Annotated in this window: 14 protein-coding genes; 5 read left to right on the forward strand and 9 right to left on the reverse strand. The window is 64.2% G+C overall.

Annotation, left to right across the window (positions count from 1 at the left end; all coding sequences use genetic code 11):
• The first annotated feature begins 166 nt into the window (after positions 1–166).
• Entirely contained in the window at positions 167–1759 is a 1593-nt protein-coding gene (locus F3H41_RS09050) for an iron ABC transporter permease (protein WP_149738621.1), read from the forward strand.
• Positions 1760–2004: 245 nt separating this feature from the next.
• On the opposite strand, the gene F3H41_RS09055 is transcribed toward F3H41_RS09050, so the two are convergent.
• Entirely contained in the window at positions 2005–3969 is a 1965-nt protein-coding gene (locus F3H41_RS09055; RefSeq protein WP_149738350.1) for an acetoacetate--CoA ligase, read from the reverse strand.
• A 247-nt stretch (positions 3970–4216) separates the two neighbouring features.
• Here F3H41_RS09055 and F3H41_RS09060 point away from each other — a divergent pair, with 247 nt between their 5' ends.
• Together F3H41_RS09060 and F3H41_RS09065 are read left to right on the forward strand one after the other, a co-directional pair.
• Positions 4217–6145 (forward strand): AsmA-like C-terminal region-containing protein, encoded by a 1929-nt coding sequence (locus tag F3H41_RS09060; protein ID WP_188129402.1) that lies wholly within the window; start codon positions 4217–4219, stop codon positions 6143–6145.
• 95 nt (positions 6146–6240) lie between these two features.
• Entirely contained in the window at positions 6241–6495 is a 255-nt protein-coding gene (locus tag F3H41_RS09065) for a DUF6460 domain-containing protein (protein ID WP_244616149.1), read from the forward strand.
• 67 nt (positions 6496–6562) lie between these two features.
• Here F3H41_RS09065 and F3H41_RS09070 read toward each other — a convergent pair whose 3' ends face one another.
• From F3H41_RS09070 to F3H41_RS09090, 5 genes are all read right to left on the reverse strand, one after another.
• Positions 6563–7378 (reverse strand): ABC transporter permease subunit, encoded by an 816-nt coding sequence (locus F3H41_RS09070; protein ID WP_149738352.1) that lies wholly within the window; start codon positions 7376–7378, stop codon positions 6563–6565.
• Positions 7379–7380: 2 nt separating this feature from the next.
• Positions 7381–8286 (reverse strand): ABC transporter permease subunit, encoded by a 906-nt coding sequence (locus F3H41_RS09075; protein WP_149738353.1) that lies wholly within the window; start codon positions 8284–8286, stop codon positions 7381–7383.
• 4 nt (positions 8287–8290) lie between these two features.
• Positions 8291–9433 carry an ABC transporter ATP-binding protein gene (locus tag F3H41_RS09080; protein WP_149738354.1) on the reverse strand — a complete coding sequence of 381 codons (1143 nt, stop codon included), beginning with the start codon at positions 9431–9433 and terminating at the stop codon, positions 8291–8293.
• A gap of 172 nt (positions 9434–9605) precedes the next feature.
• Positions 9606–10697 (reverse strand): polyamine ABC transporter substrate-binding protein, encoded by a 1092-nt coding sequence (locus F3H41_RS09085; protein ID WP_149738355.1) that lies wholly within the window; start codon positions 10695–10697, stop codon positions 9606–9608.
• A gap of 170 nt (positions 10698–10867) precedes the next feature.
• Positions 10868–12271, reverse strand: coding sequence for a helix-turn-helix transcriptional regulator (locus F3H41_RS09090; RefSeq protein WP_149738356.1), 1404 nt, complete (start codon positions 12269–12271; stop codon positions 10868–10870).
• Positions 12272–12518: 247 nt separating this feature from the next.
• Here F3H41_RS09090 and aceA point away from each other — a divergent pair, with 247 nt between their 5' ends.
• Together aceA and F3H41_RS09100 are read left to right on the forward strand one after the other, a co-directional pair.
• Complete coding sequence (gene aceA, locus F3H41_RS09095; RefSeq protein WP_149738357.1) at positions 12519–13808, forward strand: isocitrate lyase; 1290 nt, start codon at positions 12519–12521, stop codon at positions 13806–13808.
• 145 nt (positions 13809–13953) lie between these two features.
• On the forward strand, positions 13954–14229 hold the full coding sequence (locus tag F3H41_RS09100; protein WP_149738358.1) for a hypothetical protein: 276 nt from the start codon (positions 13954–13956) through the stop codon (positions 14227–14229).
• Positions 14230–14418: 189 nt separating this feature from the next.
• Here the strand turns inward: F3H41_RS09100 and F3H41_RS09105 are convergent, their stop codons facing one another.
• The 3 genes from F3H41_RS09105 to F3H41_RS21240 all read right to left on the reverse strand — a co-directional run bounded on the left by F3H41_RS09105 (position 14419) and on the right by F3H41_RS21240 (position 19296).
• Positions 14419–16254 (reverse strand): methyl-accepting chemotaxis protein, encoded by a 1836-nt coding sequence (locus tag F3H41_RS09105; protein ID WP_149738359.1) that lies wholly within the window; start codon positions 16252–16254, stop codon positions 14419–14421.
• A gap of 160 nt (positions 16255–16414) precedes the next feature.
• Positions 16415–18946 (reverse strand): HAMP domain-containing methyl-accepting chemotaxis protein, encoded by a 2532-nt coding sequence (locus F3H41_RS09110; protein WP_149738360.1) that lies wholly within the window; start codon positions 18944–18946, stop codon positions 16415–16417.
• A 209-nt stretch (positions 18947–19155) separates the two neighbouring features.
• Positions 19156–19296, reverse strand: a complete 141-nt coding sequence (locus tag F3H41_RS21240; protein WP_188129403.1) for a hypothetical protein — start codon at positions 19294–19296, stop codon at positions 19156–19158.
• Between the last annotated feature and the right edge of the window lie 33 nt (positions 19297–19329).

Consider the following 19329-nt stretch of genomic DNA (forward strand, 5'->3'; position numbering starts at 1 on the left):
TCCAGCGTCGGCGCCCTGGGGCCGACCGTGCCGGGAAAGGACGAATGCGACTGTGACGATTGCTGCCACGCACCCTGAACGTCACCGGACGAAAGCGGATGCGCCCCGCAGGGCATTGACCCATCCGCTACTCACGGCGGGAGCACTTCTTGTTGCCGCCTTCGTCATGCTGCCGATCGTGGCCATCGTCTGGCTGGCCATGACGGGTGGCGCGGCAGACTGGCCGCATCTTGTCGAACACGTCATTCCGCGCGCCACAGGCCGCACGCTGCAACTGATCGCCATGACCGGCTTCGTGACGGTGGTGACGGGCGTCACGACCGCCTGGCTGGTGGCGTCCTGCGAGTTTCCGCTGCGCCGGGTCCTGGCCGCGGCGCTCGTTCTGCCGCTTGCCATTCCCGCCTATCTTGCGGCCTATGCCTTCGGCGAGGTCTTCACCTTTACCGGGCCACTGCAATCGGCCCTCAGGGCTGTCTTCGGCTTCAAGACAAGCCGCGACTACTGGTTCCCGGACATCCGATCGATGGGCGGGGCCGTGCTGGTGCTGAGTTCGGTGCTCTATCCCTATATTTATCTCGCCTGCCGCTCGATGTTCCTGATGCAGGGGCGTGCGGCGGCAGATGTGGCCCGCACGCTCGGCGCCGGGCCGCTGCGCGTGTTCTTCACCGTGCAGATCCCCATGGCGCGCCCGGCCATCATGGTCGGCCTGACCCTCGTTGCCATGGAGACGCTGAACGATATCGGCGCGGTCGAATTCCTAGGCGTGCAGACGCTGACCTTCTCGATCTTCGACACCTGGCTCAATCGCGGCAGTCTCGCTGGCGCTGCGCAGATCGCCTGCATCATGCTCGTCTTCGTGGTTGCGCTGATGGCGGTGGAGCGCGCGGCGCGGCGGCGGCAGCGCTTTACCAGCAACAAGACGACGACCGCCGTCAATGACAGCATCCGCCTGCGGCTGACCGGCTGGCGCAAATGGGGTGCGATGGCGGTCTGCCTCGTGCCCGTCCTTTTCGGCTTTGCCGTGCCGCTGCTGGTGCTTGGCTCATCTGCGCTTCGCCGCCTGGACGCCTTTGCCTCCGAGCGGCTGCTCAGCGCCCTCGGCAACAGCCTCTTCGTGGCCGGCATGGCGGCGCTCATCACCGTGCTGATCGGCTTCCTGATGGCCTATGCCACCCGCACCACCCATTCGCGGCCGATCGCCATGGCCGCCCGCATCTCCTCCATGGGCTACGGCGTGCCGGGGACAGTGCTTGCCATCGGCGTGCTCTTTCCGCTTGCCGCCATCGACAACGGCGTCGATGGCCTGATGCGCTCGACCTTCGGCTTCTCCACCGGCCTCCTTCTGACCGGCACCGGCTTTGCCATCGTCTATGCCGCCTCCGTGCGGTTCCTGACCATGGCCGAAGGCACGATCGAGGCCGGGTTCCAGAAGCTCTCCCCGCATCTCGACATGGCGGCGCGCACGCTGGGGCGCACGGGGACGCAGACGCTGTTCAGCGTGCTGGTGCCGCTGATGCGGCCGGCAACGCTTTCGGCCGCCCTGCTCGTGTTCATCGAGACGCTGAAGGAATTGTCCGCGACCATCATGCTGCGACCGTTCAACTTCAACACGCTGGCGACCCTCGTCTACGAAGACGCCTCGCGCGCGAAGATCGAGGATGCCTCGGTGCCGGCCGTCATCATCGTGCTGGCCGGCCTCATCCCCGTCGTGCTCGTCTCGCGCTCGCTCGACAAGAGCCGCGCGGCAAAACCGGCATAAAAAAAGAGGCAGCCGAGGCTGCCTCATGAGTCGAGCTGAAAACCAACTGGAGGAGACGCCGGCTTCATGCCTTGATGCAGCGCGCTGCGGCCCTATCCATCATGGATCGGTCTCAAGTTGGGGGCAGAATGCCGTTGCAATCGTCAACAAGACCTTAATTTTCGACCCCATCATCTCTCGGTTGCTCCGTGAAATCAGGCATTTGGTTAACTCCGGCGACTTTTCCGGTTAATGCGTGTAGCGCCTCATTTCTGCAACTCTGGAAGGTCCGCATAGAGCGCCAGCGCCTCCGGATTGGCCAGTGCCTCCTTGTTCTTGACGGGCCGGCCGTGCACGACTTCACGCACGGCAAGCTCGACGATCTTGCCGGACTTGGTGCGCGGAATGTCGGCAACGGCAATGATCTTGGCGGGCACATGACGCGGCGAGGCGCCGGTGCGGATACGGGTGCGGATCGCCTTGTCGAGATCCGGCGTCAGCGTGACGCCAGGCGCAAGGCGAACGAACAGCACGACGCGCACATCGTCGTCCCAGTCCTGGCCGATGCACAGCGCTTCGGCGACCTCGGGCATCTGCTCCACCTGATTGTAAATTTCGGCCGTGCCGATGCGCACGCCGCCGGGATTCAGCGTCGCATCCGACCGGCCGTGGATGATGAGGCCGCCATGGGCGGTCCATTCGGCGAAATCGCCGTGGCACCAGATATTGTCGAAGCGCTCGAAATAGGCCGCCTTGTATTTGGCCTTGTCCGGATCGTTCCAGAACATCAGGGGCATGGAGGGGAACGGGCGGGTGCAGACGAGTTCGCCCTTTTCGCCGCGCACCGGCTGGCCATCGTCGTTCCAGACATCCACGGCAAGGCCAAGGCCCGGCCCCTGGATCTCGCCCCGCCAGACCGGTTTCAGCGGATTGCCGAGGACGAAGCAGGAGACGATGTCGGTGCCGCCGGAAATGGAGGCGAGATGCACGTCCGGCTTGATGCCCTCGTAGACGAAGGAGAAGCCTTCCGGCGAGAGCGGCGAACCTGTGGAGGTCAGAAGGCGCAGGGACGAAAGATCATGGCTGGTCGCCGGCGTGATGCCCGCCTTGCGCACGGCATCGATGTATTTGGCCGAGGTGCCGAAGACAGCGAAACGCTCATCCGCGGCATAATCGAACAGGACCTCCCCGCCGGGGTAAAAGGGCGAACCATCGAACAGGCAGAGCGTGGCGCCGACCGCAAGGCCCGAGACCAGCCAGTTCCACATCATCCAACCGCAGGTGGTGAAGTAGAAGAGCCGTTCACCGGCTTCCAGGCCGCAGTGATAGCGATGCTCCTTGAGGTGCTGGAGCAGCGTGCCGCCGGCCGAATGCACGATGCATTTGGGAACGCCCGTCGTGCCGGAGGAAAATAGAATGTAGAGCGGGTGCGCGAAGGGCAGTTGCGCGAAGGTGACGGGCGCGGCCGTGTAGGGCGCGATGGCGTCGGCGAGCGTGCGGCCATCCGGGAGGCTTGCGGCAAGCGCCGGCGCATCGCCCGCATAGGGAACGACGAGCACGGGCACGCCAAGCTTCGTAGCGACGACCCCGACCTTGGCCGAGACGTCCTGCATCTTGCCATTGTACCAATAGCCATCGCAGGTGATGAAGAGTTTCGGGCCGATCTGGCCGAAGCGATCCAGCACGCCCTGGTCGCCGAAATCGGGCGAGCAGGAGGACCAGATGATGCCGCGGGAGGCGGCGGCCAGCATCAGGGCCACCGTTTCCGGCATGTTGGGCATCATGGCGGCGATGCGATCGCCCGCGCCGATGCCCATCGCTTCAAAGGCCTGCTGCAGGCGGGAGACGAGGGCCGAAAGCGCATCCCACGACAGCACGGAGCGAGCCTTGTCCTCGCCGCGGAACAGGATGGCCGGGCGATCGCCGGACCCCTTTGCAGCATGGGCAAGCAGGTTCTCGGCAAAGTTCAGTTTTGCCTCGGGGAAGAAGCGGGCTTCCAGCATGCGGTCGCCATGGACGAGAGCGGGTCCGGAGCGCTCGCCGATCACGCCGCAGTCTTCCCAGACCTCCGTCCAGAACAGGCCGGGGTTTTCGATCGTCCAGGCATGGAACGCATCGGGGCCGGCGAAGGACAAACCGTGCCGCACGGCGACCGCCGCCATCAATCGTGCCATGGGGCTTTTGGTAAGGAGATCCTGGCTCGGAATCCACAGGGGCGCGTCCTGCTGCATGCTCGTTTTCCTCCACTCACATGCTGTTTGTATACCATGCTGCAACGCGAAATAAATGGGTGCGGCTATGGGCTTTGGTTCTAACGGACACGGCTTTCAACCGATGCCTCATCGCTTGCCTTGCCCGACCATGTCCCGCCAAACCCTCCTGTGGTCAACAGGAGCCGCCCCAACCCTGGGGCGATTGCATTTGACACCGCCCACGCCTATCCAGAACACCAAATGCACTGAGCGGAAAAGAGACACGATGCAGCCGAGCGCGCCTGCCGCCCTTCTTGCCGCCTGCCGCCGTCAGGTTTGGCGCCTCGCGCATCTTGCGGTGTCGCCGCGTCTGCGCCTGGCGCGTCGGGTTCTCATCGCCTGCATCGGCCTCACCCTTCTTCTGGCGGTCGTCGCACGGCTGGCCTTTCCGCTGTTTTTCAGTGCCGGCGATCTGAGTTCCGCCTTCACGGCCGCCGTTTCGCGAAGCATGGGAGCAAAGATCACGGTCGCCGGCGAGCCCGACCTCAGCCTTTGGCCGGCGCCCGTGCTGACCATGCCGGATGTCAGCTTCGCCGACAGCCGCAACCCCTCCGGCGTGACCGTGACAGCCCGCAGCGTGACGATCGGCTTCGACGTTACAGGCGCGCTTTTTGGCCATCCCGATTATGACGGCGTGCGGCTCAACCAACCGACCTTTACCCTCAGCCCGAATGGAAGCGGAGCGGATGCGGGCGCACGGGATGCGGATGCAATCCTGCGCCTGCTTGCCCTTCTGCGGCCCTCGGATCCGAACGGCGCGGTGACCGGCGACCTCGTCATCGAGGGCGGACGGCTGCGCGTCTTGGGTGATGACGACGCAAGCGCCTTGTCGATCGACGACATCTGGGGAACGGTCGCGCTGCCAGCCGGCGGAACGGGCGTCAGCGGCGATCTGACCGGCGTATTGCACGGCGTGCCAACCACGCTTTCCTTCCGCAGCAGCGACGCGGCGACCCTCATCCGGGGCGGCAGTGCGCCGCTTTTTCTCGCCGTGACAAGCACGCCGGTCACCGCGCGCTTTGATGGCACGGTCACGATCTCGGCGCAGCCCTTTGTCGCGGGCTCGATGAGCGTTTCGGCGCCGACGGTGGGCGGCATGGCCCGCTTCTTCGGGCTGGAGCAGCTTGCCCGCAACACGCTGGGACCGGTGGCGTTGGAGGCTCGCCTGTCGACCGCGGCGGACGCCATCAAGTTTGACGGCGTCGAGCTCACGCTCGGAGACACCGGGGGACGCGGCGTTCTCGATGTTTCGCTGCCGGACAATGGGACGCCGATGCTGTCGGGTACGCTTGCCTTCGACAGGATCGATCTGTCCAGCATGCTGCCTGTCATCGGCGGCCTGCAGGTGGAGCGGTCCTATCTTGGCGCGGCGATCGAGGACCAGTTGACGGTGCGCGTGCGGACCGATCTCAGGCTCTCGGCCGAGACCGTGCAGTTCTCCAGCCTGACGGCAACACGGGTGGCGGCGGGTTTGCGCGGCGCGCCGGGCCGTCTCAGCCTCGACATCGGCGATGCGACGGTGGCGGACGGGCGCCTGTCGGGCACGCTGCTGGTCGCGGCTCCGCCGGGCGAGGAGACCCGCGGCAGCGTGGATATTCATGTTCGCGACGCGGACATGCAGCGCCTCGCAACGGCATTCAATCTCGGCGGACCGATGACCGAGGGGCGCGCCGCCATTTCGCTGGCGTTGCAATCGCCGGACCCGATCCTGCTGGCACCGGCGCAGTCGCTGACCGGACACCTGACGATCCGAAGCGGCGCGGGGCGGATTTCCGGTCTCGCCCCGGCCACGCTCACGCAGAACGTCAAGACCGGCGGGGCCTTCTCCCTCTCCAGCGTCGCCGATGGGAGCATGCCGTTCGACATGCTGGACATTGCCGCTCTCTTGGACCGGGGACGGCTGAACGTCCAGTATGGGCGTCTTGTCGGCTCGGCCGGCAGTCTCGATCTGCGAGGGATGATCGACATGCCCACCAGCGGCCTTGCGCTCGCGGGCCGCTACGACCCGCAGGCCGTCGGCACCGCGAGCACCGGCTCCGCAAACGGGGCGGCAGAGCCGCGCCAACCGCTGACGACCGGCGCACGCTTCTTCGTCGGCGGCACCTGGCCGCAGGCCGTCATCACGCCGCTCTCCGTGCTCACCCCCGATCAATAGGGCGGCCGACGCGGGTACCACCCGCAAATGGCTGCTTACTTTTGCGCGGCTTGCAGTATGCTCTGCCTGATTTCCGCCGAATCATCGACCTGGGGATGTCTTTGCTTCGCTTTCTGGCAGCCACCTTCAAGATCGCACTGGCCTCGCTCATCACCGGGGCGGGGCTGTCCTTCTTCGACCTTTCCTCGGCGGAACTGCTGGCGCGCATCGGCATGACGCCTGCGGATCTGTGGGCTTACATCATGCGCGGCGTGACATGGGCCGTGCCCAACATTCTCCTGGGATCGCTGATCGTCGTGCCGGTCTGGCTATTGACCTACATCTTCCTGCCGCCACGCGGCGACGCCTGACGGCCGGCGTGAAAAGGGCCGGCACCTTTCGGCCCGGCCCTCCGCCTCTTCAGTCCGTTCGCCTGCCTCACACTGCGGCTGCAGCCCGCTCGTCGCGCTCGCGCTGGTTTTCCCGGGTGCGGGTGACGATGGAGGCGACCAGCACCCCGAAGGCAACGACACCGATCAGGATGGTGCAGGCCGCGTTGATCTCCGGTGTCACGCCGAGACGCACCTGACTGTAGATCCGCATCGGTAGCGTCGTTGCGCCGGGGCCGGTGGTGAAGCTGGCGATCACGAGATCGTCGAGCGACAGCGTGAAGGCGAGCACCCAGCCGGAAAAAACCGCCGGCGCGATGACCGGCAGCGTCACCTGGAAGAAGGTCGCGACCGGGGTTGCGCCCAGATCCTGCGCGGCCTCCTCGATCGAGCGATCGAAGGTAACGAGGCGTGACTGCACCACCACCGCCACGAAACACATGGTGAAGGTGATGTGGGCGAGCGTTATCGTCCAGAAGCCGCGATCGAGGCCGATGGCCACGAAGAGCAGGAGCAGTGACAGGCCGGTGATGACCTCGGGCATGACGAGCGGCGCATAGACCATGCCGGAGAACAGCACCCGGCCATGGAAGCGGCGGTACCGCGTCAACGCCAGCGCGGCCAGCGTGCCGAGGACAGTGGCGAGCGTCGCGGAGAGCAACGCCACGCGGATCGTCACCCAGGCGGCATCGATCAGAGCCTGGTTCTGGAACAGCGAGACGTACCATTTGGTGGAGAAGCCCGCCCAGACGGTGACGAGTTTCGATTCGTTGAAGGAGAAGATCACCAGAAGCACGATCGGCAGGTAGAGAAAGCCGAAGCCGACCACGATGGAGGCGATGTTGAAGCGGGACCAGCGGGTCATGTCTATCTCCCCTCGCTTTTGGTCTGGGCGTTCTGGAAGAACATGATGGGCACGACGAGGATCATCAAAAGGATGATGGCCACGGCGGACGAGACCGGCCAGTCACGGTTGGCGTTGAACTCGTTCCAGAGCGTCTTGCCGATCATCAGCGTTTCCGATCCGCCGAGAAGATCGGGGATGACGAACTCGCCGACAGCGGGAATGAAGACCAGCATGCAGCCGGCCACGACCCCCGGCAGCGACAGCGGGAAGGTGACCTTCCAGAAGGCCGTTGTCGGCGTGCAGCCGAGATCCTGGGCCGCTTCCACCAGCGAGCCATCCATCTTTTCCAGCGCCGAATAGATCGGCAGCACCATGAAGGGCAGGTAGGAATAGACGATACCGATATAGATGGCCGTGTTGGTGTTGAGGATGACGAGCGGGCTATCGATGACGCCGAGGAACAGCAGCAACTGGTTCAGCAGCCCCTCGGGCTTGAGGATCGCGATCCAGGCGTAGACACGGATCAGGAAGCTCGTCCAGAACGGCAGGATGACCAGCATGAGCAGCGTCGGCCGAATGCTGCGCGGCGCCTGCGCCATGCCGTAGGCAACGGGGTAGGCGATCAGCAGCGTCAGGAAGGTCGAGATCGCCGCGATCGTCAGGCTGGAGATATAGGCGTTGAAATAGAGCGCGTCCTGCGTCAGCCAGACGTAATTGTCGAAGGAAAACTCGCGGATGCCCTCCAAGATGCCGGAGATGCCGTCGGCAAGGTCGAAGACCGGCGTATAGGGCGGCATGGCGATGGCCGTCGTCGACAGCGAGATGCGGAAGACGATGAAGAATGGCGCGAGGAAAAAGATCAGCAGCCAGACGAAGGGGATGATGATGACCAGCCGACTGGAAAGGGCGGAAAGGGCCTTGGACATGTTGCTACCCCTTCAGGACGACGCCGGCATTGGCGGCAAAGGAGACCCAGACCTTCTGGTCATAGGCGAGCGGATCGTCCATCTCGCGGGCGGCGTTCAGCATGGAGGCCTTGACCACCTTGCCATCGGGCAGACGCACGTGGAAGACGGTCATGTCGCCGAGATAGGCGATGTCCCAGATTTCGCCCTCGACGGTGTTGATGGCGGTGCTGGCCGGGGGCTGCGAGGTGACGCGGATCTTTTCGGGACGCAGGGCGACAGCCGCATCGGCACCCGACGCAAGTGGGTCGCTTGTCTCGACCTCCAGTGAGAAGCCACTGGACGCAGCGACCGTCATGGCCGCGCCGCTCGATGCGGTGACCTTGCCTTCGAAGATGTTCACGTCGCCGATGAAGTCGGCCACGAAGCGGGAGTTGGGCGCCTCGTAGATTTCGGCCGGTGTCGCGACCTGGATCACCTTTCCGGCGCTCATGACGGCGATGCGGTCCGCCATGGTCATGGCCTCTTCCTGGTCGTGGGTGACGACGACGAAGGTCAGGCCGAGATCCTGCTGCAGGTCCATCAGCTCGAACTGGGTTTCCTCGCGCAGCTTCTTGTCGAGCGCGCCGAGCGGTTCGTCGAGCAGCAGCACCTTCGGGCGCTTGGCGATGGAACGGGCGAGAGCGACGCGCTGACGCTGACCGCCGGAAAGCTGATGCGGCTTGCGGGCGGCGAATTTTTCGAGCTTCACGAGCTTGAGCATCTGCGCCACGCGTTCGGCAATCTCGGTCTTCGGCATGCCATCCTGCTTCAGGCCGAAGGCGATGTTCTTCTCCACCGACATATGCGGGAAGAGCGCATAGGACTGGAACATCATGTTCACCGGGCGGCGATAGGGCGGAATGCCCTTGATGCTCTGGCCGTCGAGAATGATGTCGCCCGACGTCGGGTCCTCGAAGCCGGCAAGCATGCGCAGCAGCGTGGACTTGCCGCAACCGGAGGCGCCAAGCAGCGCGAAGAACTCGCGCTGGTAGATATCGAGGGAGAGATTGTCGACGGCGGTGAAATCGCCGAAGCGCTTGGTGACGTTCTGGAAGGAAATATAGGGCTTTGCCGTCGGATCGGCCCAGGGGGCAAAGGAGCGGCGGATGCTGCCGAGAGATTTCATGCGGGTTCCCCATTTTCGCGCGGCCGTGCGGCGGCTCGGGTCCGCCGCCACACGACCTTGTCTTCTTGAAATCATGCGCCGACGGGTGCAGGCGGCGGCACGGAAATGTCAGATGCCGCTTTCCTTTGCGGCAAAGAAAAATGCCCGGAACAGATCCGGGCATTTTGTCTTGTTACTGGCCGGAAACCACCTTGGTCCACAACCGCGTGATGACGCGCTGGACCTTGGGATCGTAGGGCGAGACCGTGAAGAGCTTCTTCAGCATCTCGTCATCCGGATAGATGGCGGGATCGTCGAGGATCGCCTTGTCGATGAACTGCTGCGATGTCTTGTTGCCGTTGGCATAGAAGACATAGTTGCTGGCTTTCGCGATCACCTCGGGCTTCATCATGTAGTTGATGAAGGCGTGGGCTTCCTCCACATGCGGCGCATCGGCCGGGATCGCCATCTGGTCGAACCACATTTCCGCGCCTTCCTTCGGCACGACGTAATCGACCGTCACGCCCTGCTTTGCCTCCTCGGCGCGGGCACGGGCCTGGAAGATGTCGCCGGAGAAGCCGACGGCCACACAGATGTCGCCATTGGCAAGCGCGTTGATATATTCGGAGGAATGGAACTTGCGGATGAAGGGCCTGACCTTCATCATCACCTCTTCCGCCTTGGCGAGGTCCTCTGCAGAAGTGGTGTCTGCGCTGATCCCCAGGTAATTCAGGACGGACGGCAGGATGTCTGAAGGCGAGTCCAGCATGTAGATCCCGCAGCCGGCAAGCTTTTCGGCATTGGCGGGATCGAGCACGGCGCTCCAGCTGTCGAGCTTTTCAACGCCGAGGGCAGCCTTCACCTTTTCGACATTGTAGCCGAGGCCGACGGTGCCCCACATGTAGTTGATCGAGTATTCGTTGCCGGGATCGTACTTGGCGGTGCGCTCGTTGACGAGGTCCCACATGTTGGAAATGTTCGGCAGCTTGGACTTGTCGAGCTTCTGGAACACGCCGGCCTGGATCTGAAGGGCAAGGAAGTGGGCCGTCGGAACCACAACGTCATAGCCGGTGCCACCGGACAGCAGTTTCGTCTCGAGGATCTCGTTGGAATCGAAGACGTCGTAGACGACCTTGATGCCGGTCTCCTTGGTGAACTCCTCAAGGATGCTCTGGTCGATATAGTCCGACCAGTTATAGACGTTGACGACGCGTTCCTGCGCCTGCGCCACACCGGCGATGCCCGCCAGCAGGACGGTGGCCAGGGCAGTTGCAATCTTCTTCATCCCATTCCCCTTTTTCGTCTTGTATCGATAGGCGGGCCACGGGTGCCGGGATCTTCGACGGACCCTGCGGCGGCCGGGTTCTTGACCACGCGGTAAAAGGTTAGGCAGGTTTTCCGGCAAGCTCAAGCGATTTCGCAGACGCAAAATCCATCGCGTGAGATGAAACGAAGTTATTGAAAGTCAAACACGCTGAGACCGGCAACCATCTCGTCGAGACCCAGCGGACGGGTGACGGGCGGCTCCGCGCGGGCAAGGCAGCCCTGCCGCTCACAAAGCCGGCAGGCGGTGCCGACGAGAAGCGGCGGACCGTGCGGATCGGCATAGACCGTGTCGCTTGCCGCATCGCAGCCAATGAGAATGGCGGTGCGGCGCACGCGTTCGCGAAAGCCGGCGCGCGGGCCTTCCACGGTGCGGGCAACGGTCAGGAAACGGGCGCCATCTTCCATCTCCACCGTCTCGGCCAGCACCTGTCCCGGCTGCGAGAAGGCGGCGGAGATGGCGAGCTTGGGACAGTCGCCGCCGAAGCGGGCGAGCGGAAAACCCTGCGCCCCGGCCCGGCGCAGACGGTTACCGGCGCTATCGACCTCCATGGTAAAGAAGGCGATGCCCGCCGCGCCCGGCCGTTGCAGCGCGACGAGCCGGATCGCCGCCTGCTCGAAGGAGACATGGAAGCGGGCCGAGAGAACGTCGATGTCGTAGCGGGCGCGCTGAGCGGCCTGCAGGAAGGCGCCATAGGGCATCATCAGCGCATGGGCCGCCAACCGCGCCAGTTCGAACCGCGCGATGCGGCGGGCCTCGCCGGTGGAGAGCGACAGCGCATCGAGCTCTGCAACGATCGGCTCATGTAGCGCGATCATTGCAGCCTCCATGGCGATCTCCCGGGCCTGATCGGCGGGTGACAGGCGCTCGGAGAGGAAGAGACGCATCGAGTGGCGGTCGAAGCGGCGCTTCAGCGTCGGCATGGCGTGAACCGGCAGGGTGCGCACGGCAAGACCGTGCTCGCGCCGCAGCCAGGCTTTCAGAGGCGCGGCGACCCCGTCGGCAGCATCGAGCGTCGCATGGAAGGCCTCGGCCGCCTCTTCGATGCGGGCGAAATAGGCTGGTCGCGTCTCGAAGGCTTCGCGCACCTCGTCCATCGGCAGGCGCGCCTCGGCCAGCGCCGTCTGGTGACCCTGCCGCGCCAGGAGATCGGTGAGGTCACGCAGGCGGGCGGATTGCTCGCGGTAGGCGCGGTAGAGTTTGAGCATGCCCTTGGCGGCATTCGGGGCGGCTTCGGCGATCTCGACCAGTTCCTGGTCGCCCGGCAGTTCGCCCGCCAGCAGCGGATCGGCAAAGACCGCCTTCAGTTCGCCGATACTGCCCGACGCCTCGCCCTGCAGATCATCAAGATCGACCTTGTAGACGGAGGCGAGCTTCAAGAGGAGTTGCACGGTCAATGGGCGCTGGTTGCGCTCGATGAGATTGAGGTAGGAGGGCGAGATCCCCAGCGCCTCGGCCATGGCCGTCTGGGTGAGACCGAGACCATTGCGCACCCGGCGCACGCGCGCTCCGGCAAAGATCTTGTTTTCCGCCATCGTCGCTCCCTCCCCTTTGTAACAGTCTTTACAGAGCGCCGCAGCGCAGCGACTTTTACAATATTTACTTTTTTACAACGCCACCTTGTCAATGACAAGACATCCTAACCCCTTTCAAATGCCTATTTTTCCTTTCTCTCTGGTCGATTTGTGCACCGCGATGTAAATACCCATACATCAACTCGACACACCACACGGCGTTTAGACGAAAGTCCAAGGGCGGTGGACCAGACCAGGAGGACCAAGCATGACTGATTTTGACACACTGATTCCGAACGCACCGGAAGGCCGCTTTGCCGGCATCGAGCGCCCCTACACCGCCGAGGACGTCAAGCGCCTGCGCGGCTCCGTCGAGATCAAGTACACGCTGGCCGAAAAGGGCGCCGCCCGCCTGTGGAAGCTGATCCACGAGGAAGACTTCGTCAACGCGCTCGGCGCCCTCTCCGGCAACCAGGCCATGCAGATGGTTCGCGCCGGTCTCAAGGCCATCTATCTCTCGGGCTGGCAGGTTGCCGCCGACGCGAACACGGCGTCCGCCATGTATCCCGACCAGTCGCTCTACCCGGCCAATGCCGCGCCCGAGCTTGCCAAGCGCATCAACCGCACGCTCCAGCGCGCCGACCAGATCGAAACGCAGGAGGGCAAGGGCCTGTCGGTCGACACCTGGTTCGCCCCGATCGTTGCCGACGCCGAAGCCGGTTTCGGTGGCCCGCTGAACGCCTTCGAGATCATGAAAGCCTTCATCGAGGCCGGCGTTGCCGGTGTTCACTTCGAGGACCAGCTGGCCTCGGAAAAGAAGTGCGGCCACCTCGGCGGCAAGGTTCTGATCCCGACCGCGGCGCATATCCGCAACCTCAACGCCGCGCGTCTTGCCGCCGACGTCATGGGCGTTTCGACGCTGATCGTTGCCCGCACGGACGCGGAGGCTGCCAAGCTCTTGACCTCCGACATCGACGAGCGCGACCAGCCCTTCGTCGACTATGATGCCGGCCGCACGGTCGAAGGTTTCTACCAGGTCAAGAACGGCATCGAGCCGTGCATTGCCCGCGCCATCGCCTATGCCCCGCATTGCGACCTGATCTGGATGGAAACCGGCAAGCCGGATCTGGAACAGGCCCGCAAGTTCGCCGAGGCCGTGCACAAGGCGCATCCGGGCAAGAAGCTCGCCTATAACTGCTCGCCCTCGTTCAACTGGAAGAAGAACCTCGACGACGCAACGATCGCCAAGTTCCAGCGCGAACTCGGTGCCATGGGCTACAAGTTCCAGTTCATCACGCTCGCCGGCTTCCACCAGCTGAACTACGGCATGTTCGAGCTCGCCCGTGGCTACAAGGACCGCCAGATGGCCGCCTATTCGGAGCTGCAGGAGGCGGAATTCGCCGCCGAGATCAACGGCTACACGGCGACCAAGCACCAGCGCGAAGTCGGCACCGGCTACTTCGACGCCGTCTCCATGGCGATCACCGGCGGCAAGTCGTCCACGACCGCCATGCATGAATCGACCGAGCACGAGCAGTTCCGCCCCGCCGCGGAATGATCTCCGGCCAATAAAGTCCCTGCCCGCCCCTGCCGCTTGCCCCACAGCGCGGCAGGTGGCCCAAAGCAATCCCCTCCGCGCCCGCCGCGGAGGGCGCCAAGCAAACCATCAAGAACCCCCTGATATCAACGAGAGGAGAAATACCATGTCCATCCAGTCCGCAGCCCTCGCCACCAATCCGGCCCCGATCAAGACCCACGTCAAGGAGCGCGCCGAAGAACAGGCCAGCGCCATGACGAGCGATCAGCAGGCCACGATCCGCATGGTCGCCAACGACCTGCACCGTCTCAACCAGTCCATCATGCGCGCTGTCGATGCCGGCGTTTCCGTCGAGCTCATCCGCTCCGCCCGCCACCATGGCGGCGCCGGCAACTGGGGCGACCTGATGGTCCCCGTCATCGTCACGCAGGGCCAGGGCTGAGCCGCGGCCGATCCGATCCCACCCGCCCCGGGATCCTGAAGATGCCAGTTCCGCCCTGCGGGACGCAGAGGCCGGTCGTCCGCGTGGGCGTCCGGCTTTTGTCGTTTAAGAGAGAAAATGACCGCCTCTGCGCCGAACGGCAGAGGCGGTCATTTCAACCGTGAGGAAAACAGTGCGGCTGCGCGCCGCTCACGCCGCGCGGCGCTGGGGATCCGCCTCGGCCGCAAAGCGGAAACCGTCGACGATCTCCATGAGACGGTCAGCCTCGAGCGACAGCTGCTCGCTGGCACTGGCGGTGTCGGACACGAGGGCTGCATTCTCCTGCGTCATCTGATCCATGCGCGCCACCGAGCTGTTGACCCCCTGCAGCGCGGCGGACTGGTCGGACGAGGCCGTGGCGATAACGCCGACATGCTGACTGATCGTGACGATCTGGGCGCTGATCGACTGCAGCACCTTTCCGGCCTCCTCGACAAGCTCGGAACCGGCATCCACCTCGCGCGACGACTTGGCAATGAGATCCTTGATCTGGCGCGCAGCCTCGCCGGTCCGCTGGGCGAGTTCGCGCACTTCCTGCGCGACGACGGCAAAGCCCTTGCCGGCCTCGCCGGCCCGCGCGGCCTCGATACCGGCATTCAGCGCCAGAAGATTGGTCTGGAAGGCAATATCATCGATAACCTCGATGATCTGCTCGATCTGGCCGGATGCCTCCTCGATGCGCCCCATCGCCGCAACGGCATTGGACACCACGTCGGCGGAACTGTCGGCACTCTTCTTGCTGACGAGAACGATCGCGTTCGTCTCGCCCGCCCGCTCCGCAGCCGATTTGACGGTGACGGTGATTTCCTCGACGGCCGCGGCGGTCTCCTCCAGCGAGGCGGCCTGCGTTTCGGTGCGGCGCGCCAGGGTGTCGGCGGCATCGCGCATCCGTCCGCCACGGGCCTGGATTGCTTCGGCACCGGCACGAATGTCCGACAGGGTTCGCCGCAGGCCGCCGATGGCCGTATTGAAATCGAGCCGCAGTTTTTCGAGCCGTCCCGAGAAGGGCGTGTCGATCGACAGCGAAAGGTCACCCCGCGCCAGACGCTCCATGCCTTCGGCAAGAGCACTGACAGCACGATCGATTTCGCCGTCGACGGTGAGCTTTTCGTTCTCGCGCGCCCGGCGCTCGGACTCGGCTTCCGCACGGGCTTCTTCGGTCTCGCGCTCGATGCGCGCTTTGGCCAGCGCATTGTCACGGAACACGGAGAGGGCGCGGGCGATGTCACCGAACTCCGACTTCATATCCAGACAGGGCACGTCCGTGTCCAGCCGTCCTTGCGAGATCGCCTGGACGGATCCGGTCAGCTTGCGCAGCGGATTGATCTGCCGACGGACGAAAACGAAGGCGATCACGCCGAACACGATGGCAACGCAGACGCCGGTGACGATCGTCAACAGGCGAAGCTCGGCGATCTTGTTGAAGTACTCGATGGTGGGGATGCCGATGAAGAGCACGCCGACGGTGGCGCCCTTCGTGTCCTTGATGGGGTAATAGCCCGTGATGAAGTCCTTGCCAAACAGCACGGCCGGCCCAAAATAGGCCTCGCCGCGGGCGAGAACCGCCTGGGCCGGATGATCGGCGGCCAGTTTCGTGCCGACGGCGCGATCTCCGTTTTCCTTCTTCACATTGGTCGACAGGCGGACAAAGTCATTGCCTTCTTTGACAAAGACCGTCGCCACACCGTCGATCATGCGCGCGGCCTCGTCAACCAGCCTGTGATCGGCATCAGGCCTGACCTCATCGAGCGTGAAGCCCGCCACCTCACCATCCTTAAGGGAGACACGGGCGTCCTTGTGCATGCTCGCATAGAGCACGGTCATCCCGCGCATGGCATCGCGTGCATCCCGCGTTGCCTCGTCCATGACCGACCCACTCAAGCGCGCCAACAGGACGCCAAGCACGATGACGGCGCTCATGACGATGAGGGAGATCGTGACCAGAACATTTCGTGTCACGATGGATCTTGGAAGAATATTGCGCATCATTTGCCCCCGCAGCGGATGTTTGAGATCCGAGATTGAGCGGAATTGATTAAATTCTATTTATCTGGACATCCCTCGTTTTCGGGGCCAAGGCAAAACCTAAAGACAAAGGCCCCGCAGAGAGCTCTGCGGGGCCTTTGTCATGCGATTGCACAGGGGGTCAGGCGGCGCGATGGGCCTGCCAGGTGGTGTTGCCCGCCCGCTCCAGACGGAACTGCTCCACCAGCATCATCAGCTGGTCGGCCTCTTCGGCCAGTTGGCGGCTGGCGGCGCTGGTCTCTTCCACCATGGCGGCGTTCTGCTGGGTCAGCTGGTCCATCTGGCTGACGGCACCGTTGACTTCCTGCAAGGCTGAAGACTGGTCGCGCGACGACGACGCAATGCTCTCCACCTGGGTGGAGATGCGCAACACCTGCTCGCCGATTGTCGCCAGCGCATCGCCGGTCTTCTGGACGAGAAGAGAGCCGCCGGCCACTTCTTCGGTCGAGGCGCTGATCAGTTGCTTGATCTCGCGCGCGGCACTGGCCGAGCGCTGGGCGAGTTCCCGCACTTCCTGTGCCACGACTGCAAAGCCCTTGCCGGCATCGCCGGCGCGGGCGGCTTCGACACCGGCGTTCAGTGCCAGAAGATTGGTCTGGAAGGCGATGGCGTCGATGACTTCGGTGATCTGGCCAATCTTCTGCGAGGCAGCCTCGATGCGCCCCATGGCGGAGACGGCATCGCGCACGATGACAATGGAGCCGTCGGTCTGCTGGCGGGTTTCGGCTACGATCGCGTTGGCCTCGCGCGCCCGCTCGGCGGCGGAGCGCACATTGGCGGTGACCTCGTTGACGGCGGCTGCCGTTTCCTCGAGCGAGGCGGCCTGGGTTTCGGTGCGGCGCGACAGGTCATCGGTGGAGTTGGACATCTGCCGGACATTGCCCTGGATGGCGCCGACATTGGCCTGGATCTGGCCGATCGTATCCTGGAGGCGGTTGAGGGAGCCATTGAAGTCCATGCGCAGCGGCTCGAGCCGCGTCATGAAGGGCGTTTCGATCGTCTCGGAAAGGTCCCCCTTGGCGAGGCGGCCAAGACCGGCGGCAAGCTGGCTCACCGCAAAATCGATCTGGGCGTCGAGGTCGCGCTTTTCCGCGTCGTTGCGGGCCCGTTCGGTCTCGGCGCGGCTGCGCTGCTCGGCGCTTTCCGCTTCGATGCGCACCTTGGAGAGGGCGTTTTCCTTGAAGACGCCAAGGGCGCGGGCCATGTCGCCGATTTCGTCGCTGCGGGCGCCATCATCGATCGCGGTGTCGAGACGGCCATCGGCCAGGCGACGCATGGCGTCGGTGATGCGGCCAATCGGACCCTTGAGCGTCAGGACGAGCGCGCCCCCGGCCAGCATCGCGATGAGAACACCGCTGATCGTGGCGGCGAGCGAGACCTGGTTGGCCTTGTCGGATTCAACGGACGCCGTCTGCTTCTGGTTTTCGGCAAAGGTGGTGAGCAGGTTCCAGATCGTGTTGATCTCGGCGGCGGCGGCCGAGAACTCCTTCTGGCGCGCGGCGCTGATCCCGACCAGCGCCTCGGCGGCCTTGTCAAGCGTCAGCACCAGTTCCTTGATCGGTCGGACCTGCTGGTTGAAGAAGGGAAGCTCGCCGGCCGCCTGGGCGAGCGTGTCGATTTCCATGTTCAGCGGATTGAACTCGGTGACGAGGCGAGCGCGGTTTTCGGGCGTAACGCTGTCGAGGAAGCTCGCGGCAGCAATGCGGATATTGTAGGTCGCATCGACGACGCTGCGGGTGCCGGAGAGCACGGCGCTTGCCTTTTCCAGCGGCTGGTCGAGTTCGCGGAAGGTCTTCGTGGCATCGCGCATCTTCACGACGGCGGCTGCCTGGAGCTGGATGGTGGTCTGGCGGAAGCGGGCAACAAGCTTGCCGAGCGCCTGGGCACTTTCCTCGCTGACATCGCCGGTTGCCGTCAGTGCCTTCATGTCGTCAAGCGTCTTGCGCAGCGTATCGGCGACGGCCTTCTGGTTTTCCGGCATCAGCGGCGCGACGCGGCGGTGCAGCTTGTCGAGCGACGGCAGGGCGTCGGCCACACGCTTGATCTTGCCGGCCGGGGTTTTTTCCTTCGCGACATCGGAGGACAGCGTCGACAGCATCTCGGCGCCGGCATTCAGCCGCTCGGCTTCGCGCAGACGGTCCTTTGCGGCGCCTTCGTCGAGGCGAACCTGCGATTCCAAGTCGGTCGCGGCCTTGAGAATGGTCTGCTGGGCGGCGATCAGCTTCTGGAGCGTCGAGGTCACCGAGGCGCGCAGGGCGCGTTCATCCTGATAGAGCTTCCAGAGCCCGTCGACACTGCCGCCGATCTTTTCGCTGCCGGCAATCGCCTGCTGCAATTCGGCGCGGCTTCCCTCGTCGGTCACCTGGGAGAGCGTATCTTCGAGGAAACCGCGCTGGGTGGCGATCTTCTCGGACACGGCGTTGCGGTTCTCTTCGGTCGTCGTCTGCAAGAAGTCATTCATGCCGCTGTACACGGCCTTGAAACCGCTGAGAGACTGCAGCACGCTGTTGGAGATTTCCATGCGGCCCTGCAGCATGCCAGAGGCGTAAAGGCCGGTGAGGCCGACCGCGCAGATGCTGACAACAAAGGGCAGAATGAAGAAGATGACTTTGGTGTGGATCCGGAAACGGGCCAGAACCTTGTCGATCAGCATGGAAAACTCCTGTCGAAGGCACGCGTCACGCGCATTCGCGTCGGTACACGGACACGCCGTGCGGATGTTGGTTGGTATCGGCCGGGTCACGACCGCTCGTGCCGTCCTGCCCGCGGTGGGACAATGTCGCTCCTCGGACAACTCCGGCACGCTCCAATGTCGGAGAAGGCGCTTAAGAATTGTCTAAGATTGTCTGTATCTTTTAACGGTCAACCCGCCAGCAGCATCGCAACGGCGGCAAGGGTCACGCCGGCGAGCACCGTCAAAAGGAAGGCGCGGGCCTGGGTTTCGCGGCGGTCATCAGCGCGGGCGATGGCGATGGCGCGGGGCTTGCGGCGGACTGCGGTCATGGGTCTCTCCGTTGAGGTCAAGCAAGGTCAGGC

This window comes from Rhizobium sp. RU20A (genome assembly GCF_900155885.1).
Taxonomy (GTDB): Bacteria; Pseudomonadota; Alphaproteobacteria; order Rhizobiales; family Rhizobiaceae; genus RU20A.

Excerpts from the sequence above, each read along its gene's own strand:
- F3H41_RS09050 (WP_149738621.1), top strand. The coding sequence starts at position 167 with ATGCTGCCGATCGTGGCCATCGTCTGGCTGGCCATGACGGGTGGCGCG.
- F3H41_RS09055 (WP_149738350.1), bottom strand. The coding sequence starts at position 3,969 with ATGCAGCAGGACGCGCCCCTGTGGATTCCGAGCCAGGATCTCCTTACC.
- F3H41_RS09060 (WP_188129402.1), top strand. The coding sequence starts at position 4,217 with ATGCAGCCGAGCGCGCCTGCCGCCCTTCTTGCCGCCTGCCGCCGTCAG.
- F3H41_RS09065 (WP_244616149.1), top strand. The coding sequence starts at position 6,241 with ATGTCTTTGCTTCGCTTTCTGGCAGCCACCTTCAAGATCGCACTGGCC.
- F3H41_RS09070 (WP_149738352.1), bottom strand. The coding sequence starts at position 7,378 with ATGACCCGCTGGTCCCGCTTCAACATCGCCTCCATCGTGGTCGGCTTC.
- F3H41_RS09075 (WP_149738353.1), bottom strand. The coding sequence starts at position 8,286 with ATGTCCAAGGCCCTTTCCGCCCTTTCCAGTCGGCTGGTCATCATCATC.
- F3H41_RS09080 (WP_149738354.1), bottom strand. The coding sequence starts at position 9,433 with ATGAAATCTCTCGGCAGCATCCGCCGCTCCTTTGCCCCCTGGGCCGAT.
- F3H41_RS09085 (WP_149738355.1), bottom strand. The coding sequence starts at position 10,697 with ATGAAGAAGATTGCAACTGCCCTGGCCACCGTCCTGCTGGCGGGCATC.
- F3H41_RS09090 (WP_149738356.1), bottom strand. The coding sequence starts at position 12,271 with ATGGCGGAAAACAAGATCTTTGCCGGAGCGCGCGTGCGCCGGGTGCGC.
- aceA (WP_149738357.1), top strand. The coding sequence starts at position 12,519 with ATGACTGATTTTGACACACTGATTCCGAACGCACCGGAAGGCCGCTTT.
- F3H41_RS09100 (WP_149738358.1), top strand. The coding sequence starts at position 13,954 with ATGTCCATCCAGTCCGCAGCCCTCGCCACCAATCCGGCCCCGATCAAG.
- F3H41_RS09105 (WP_149738359.1), bottom strand. The coding sequence starts at position 16,254 with ATGCGCAATATTCTTCCAAGATCCATCGTGACACGAAATGTTCTGGTC.
- F3H41_RS09110 (WP_149738360.1), bottom strand. The coding sequence starts at position 18,946 with ATGCTGATCGACAAGGTTCTGGCCCGTTTCCGGATCCACACCAAAGTC.
- F3H41_RS21240 (WP_188129403.1), bottom strand. The coding sequence starts at position 19,296 with ATGACCGCAGTCCGCCGCAAGCCCCGCGCCATCGCCATCGCCCGCGCT.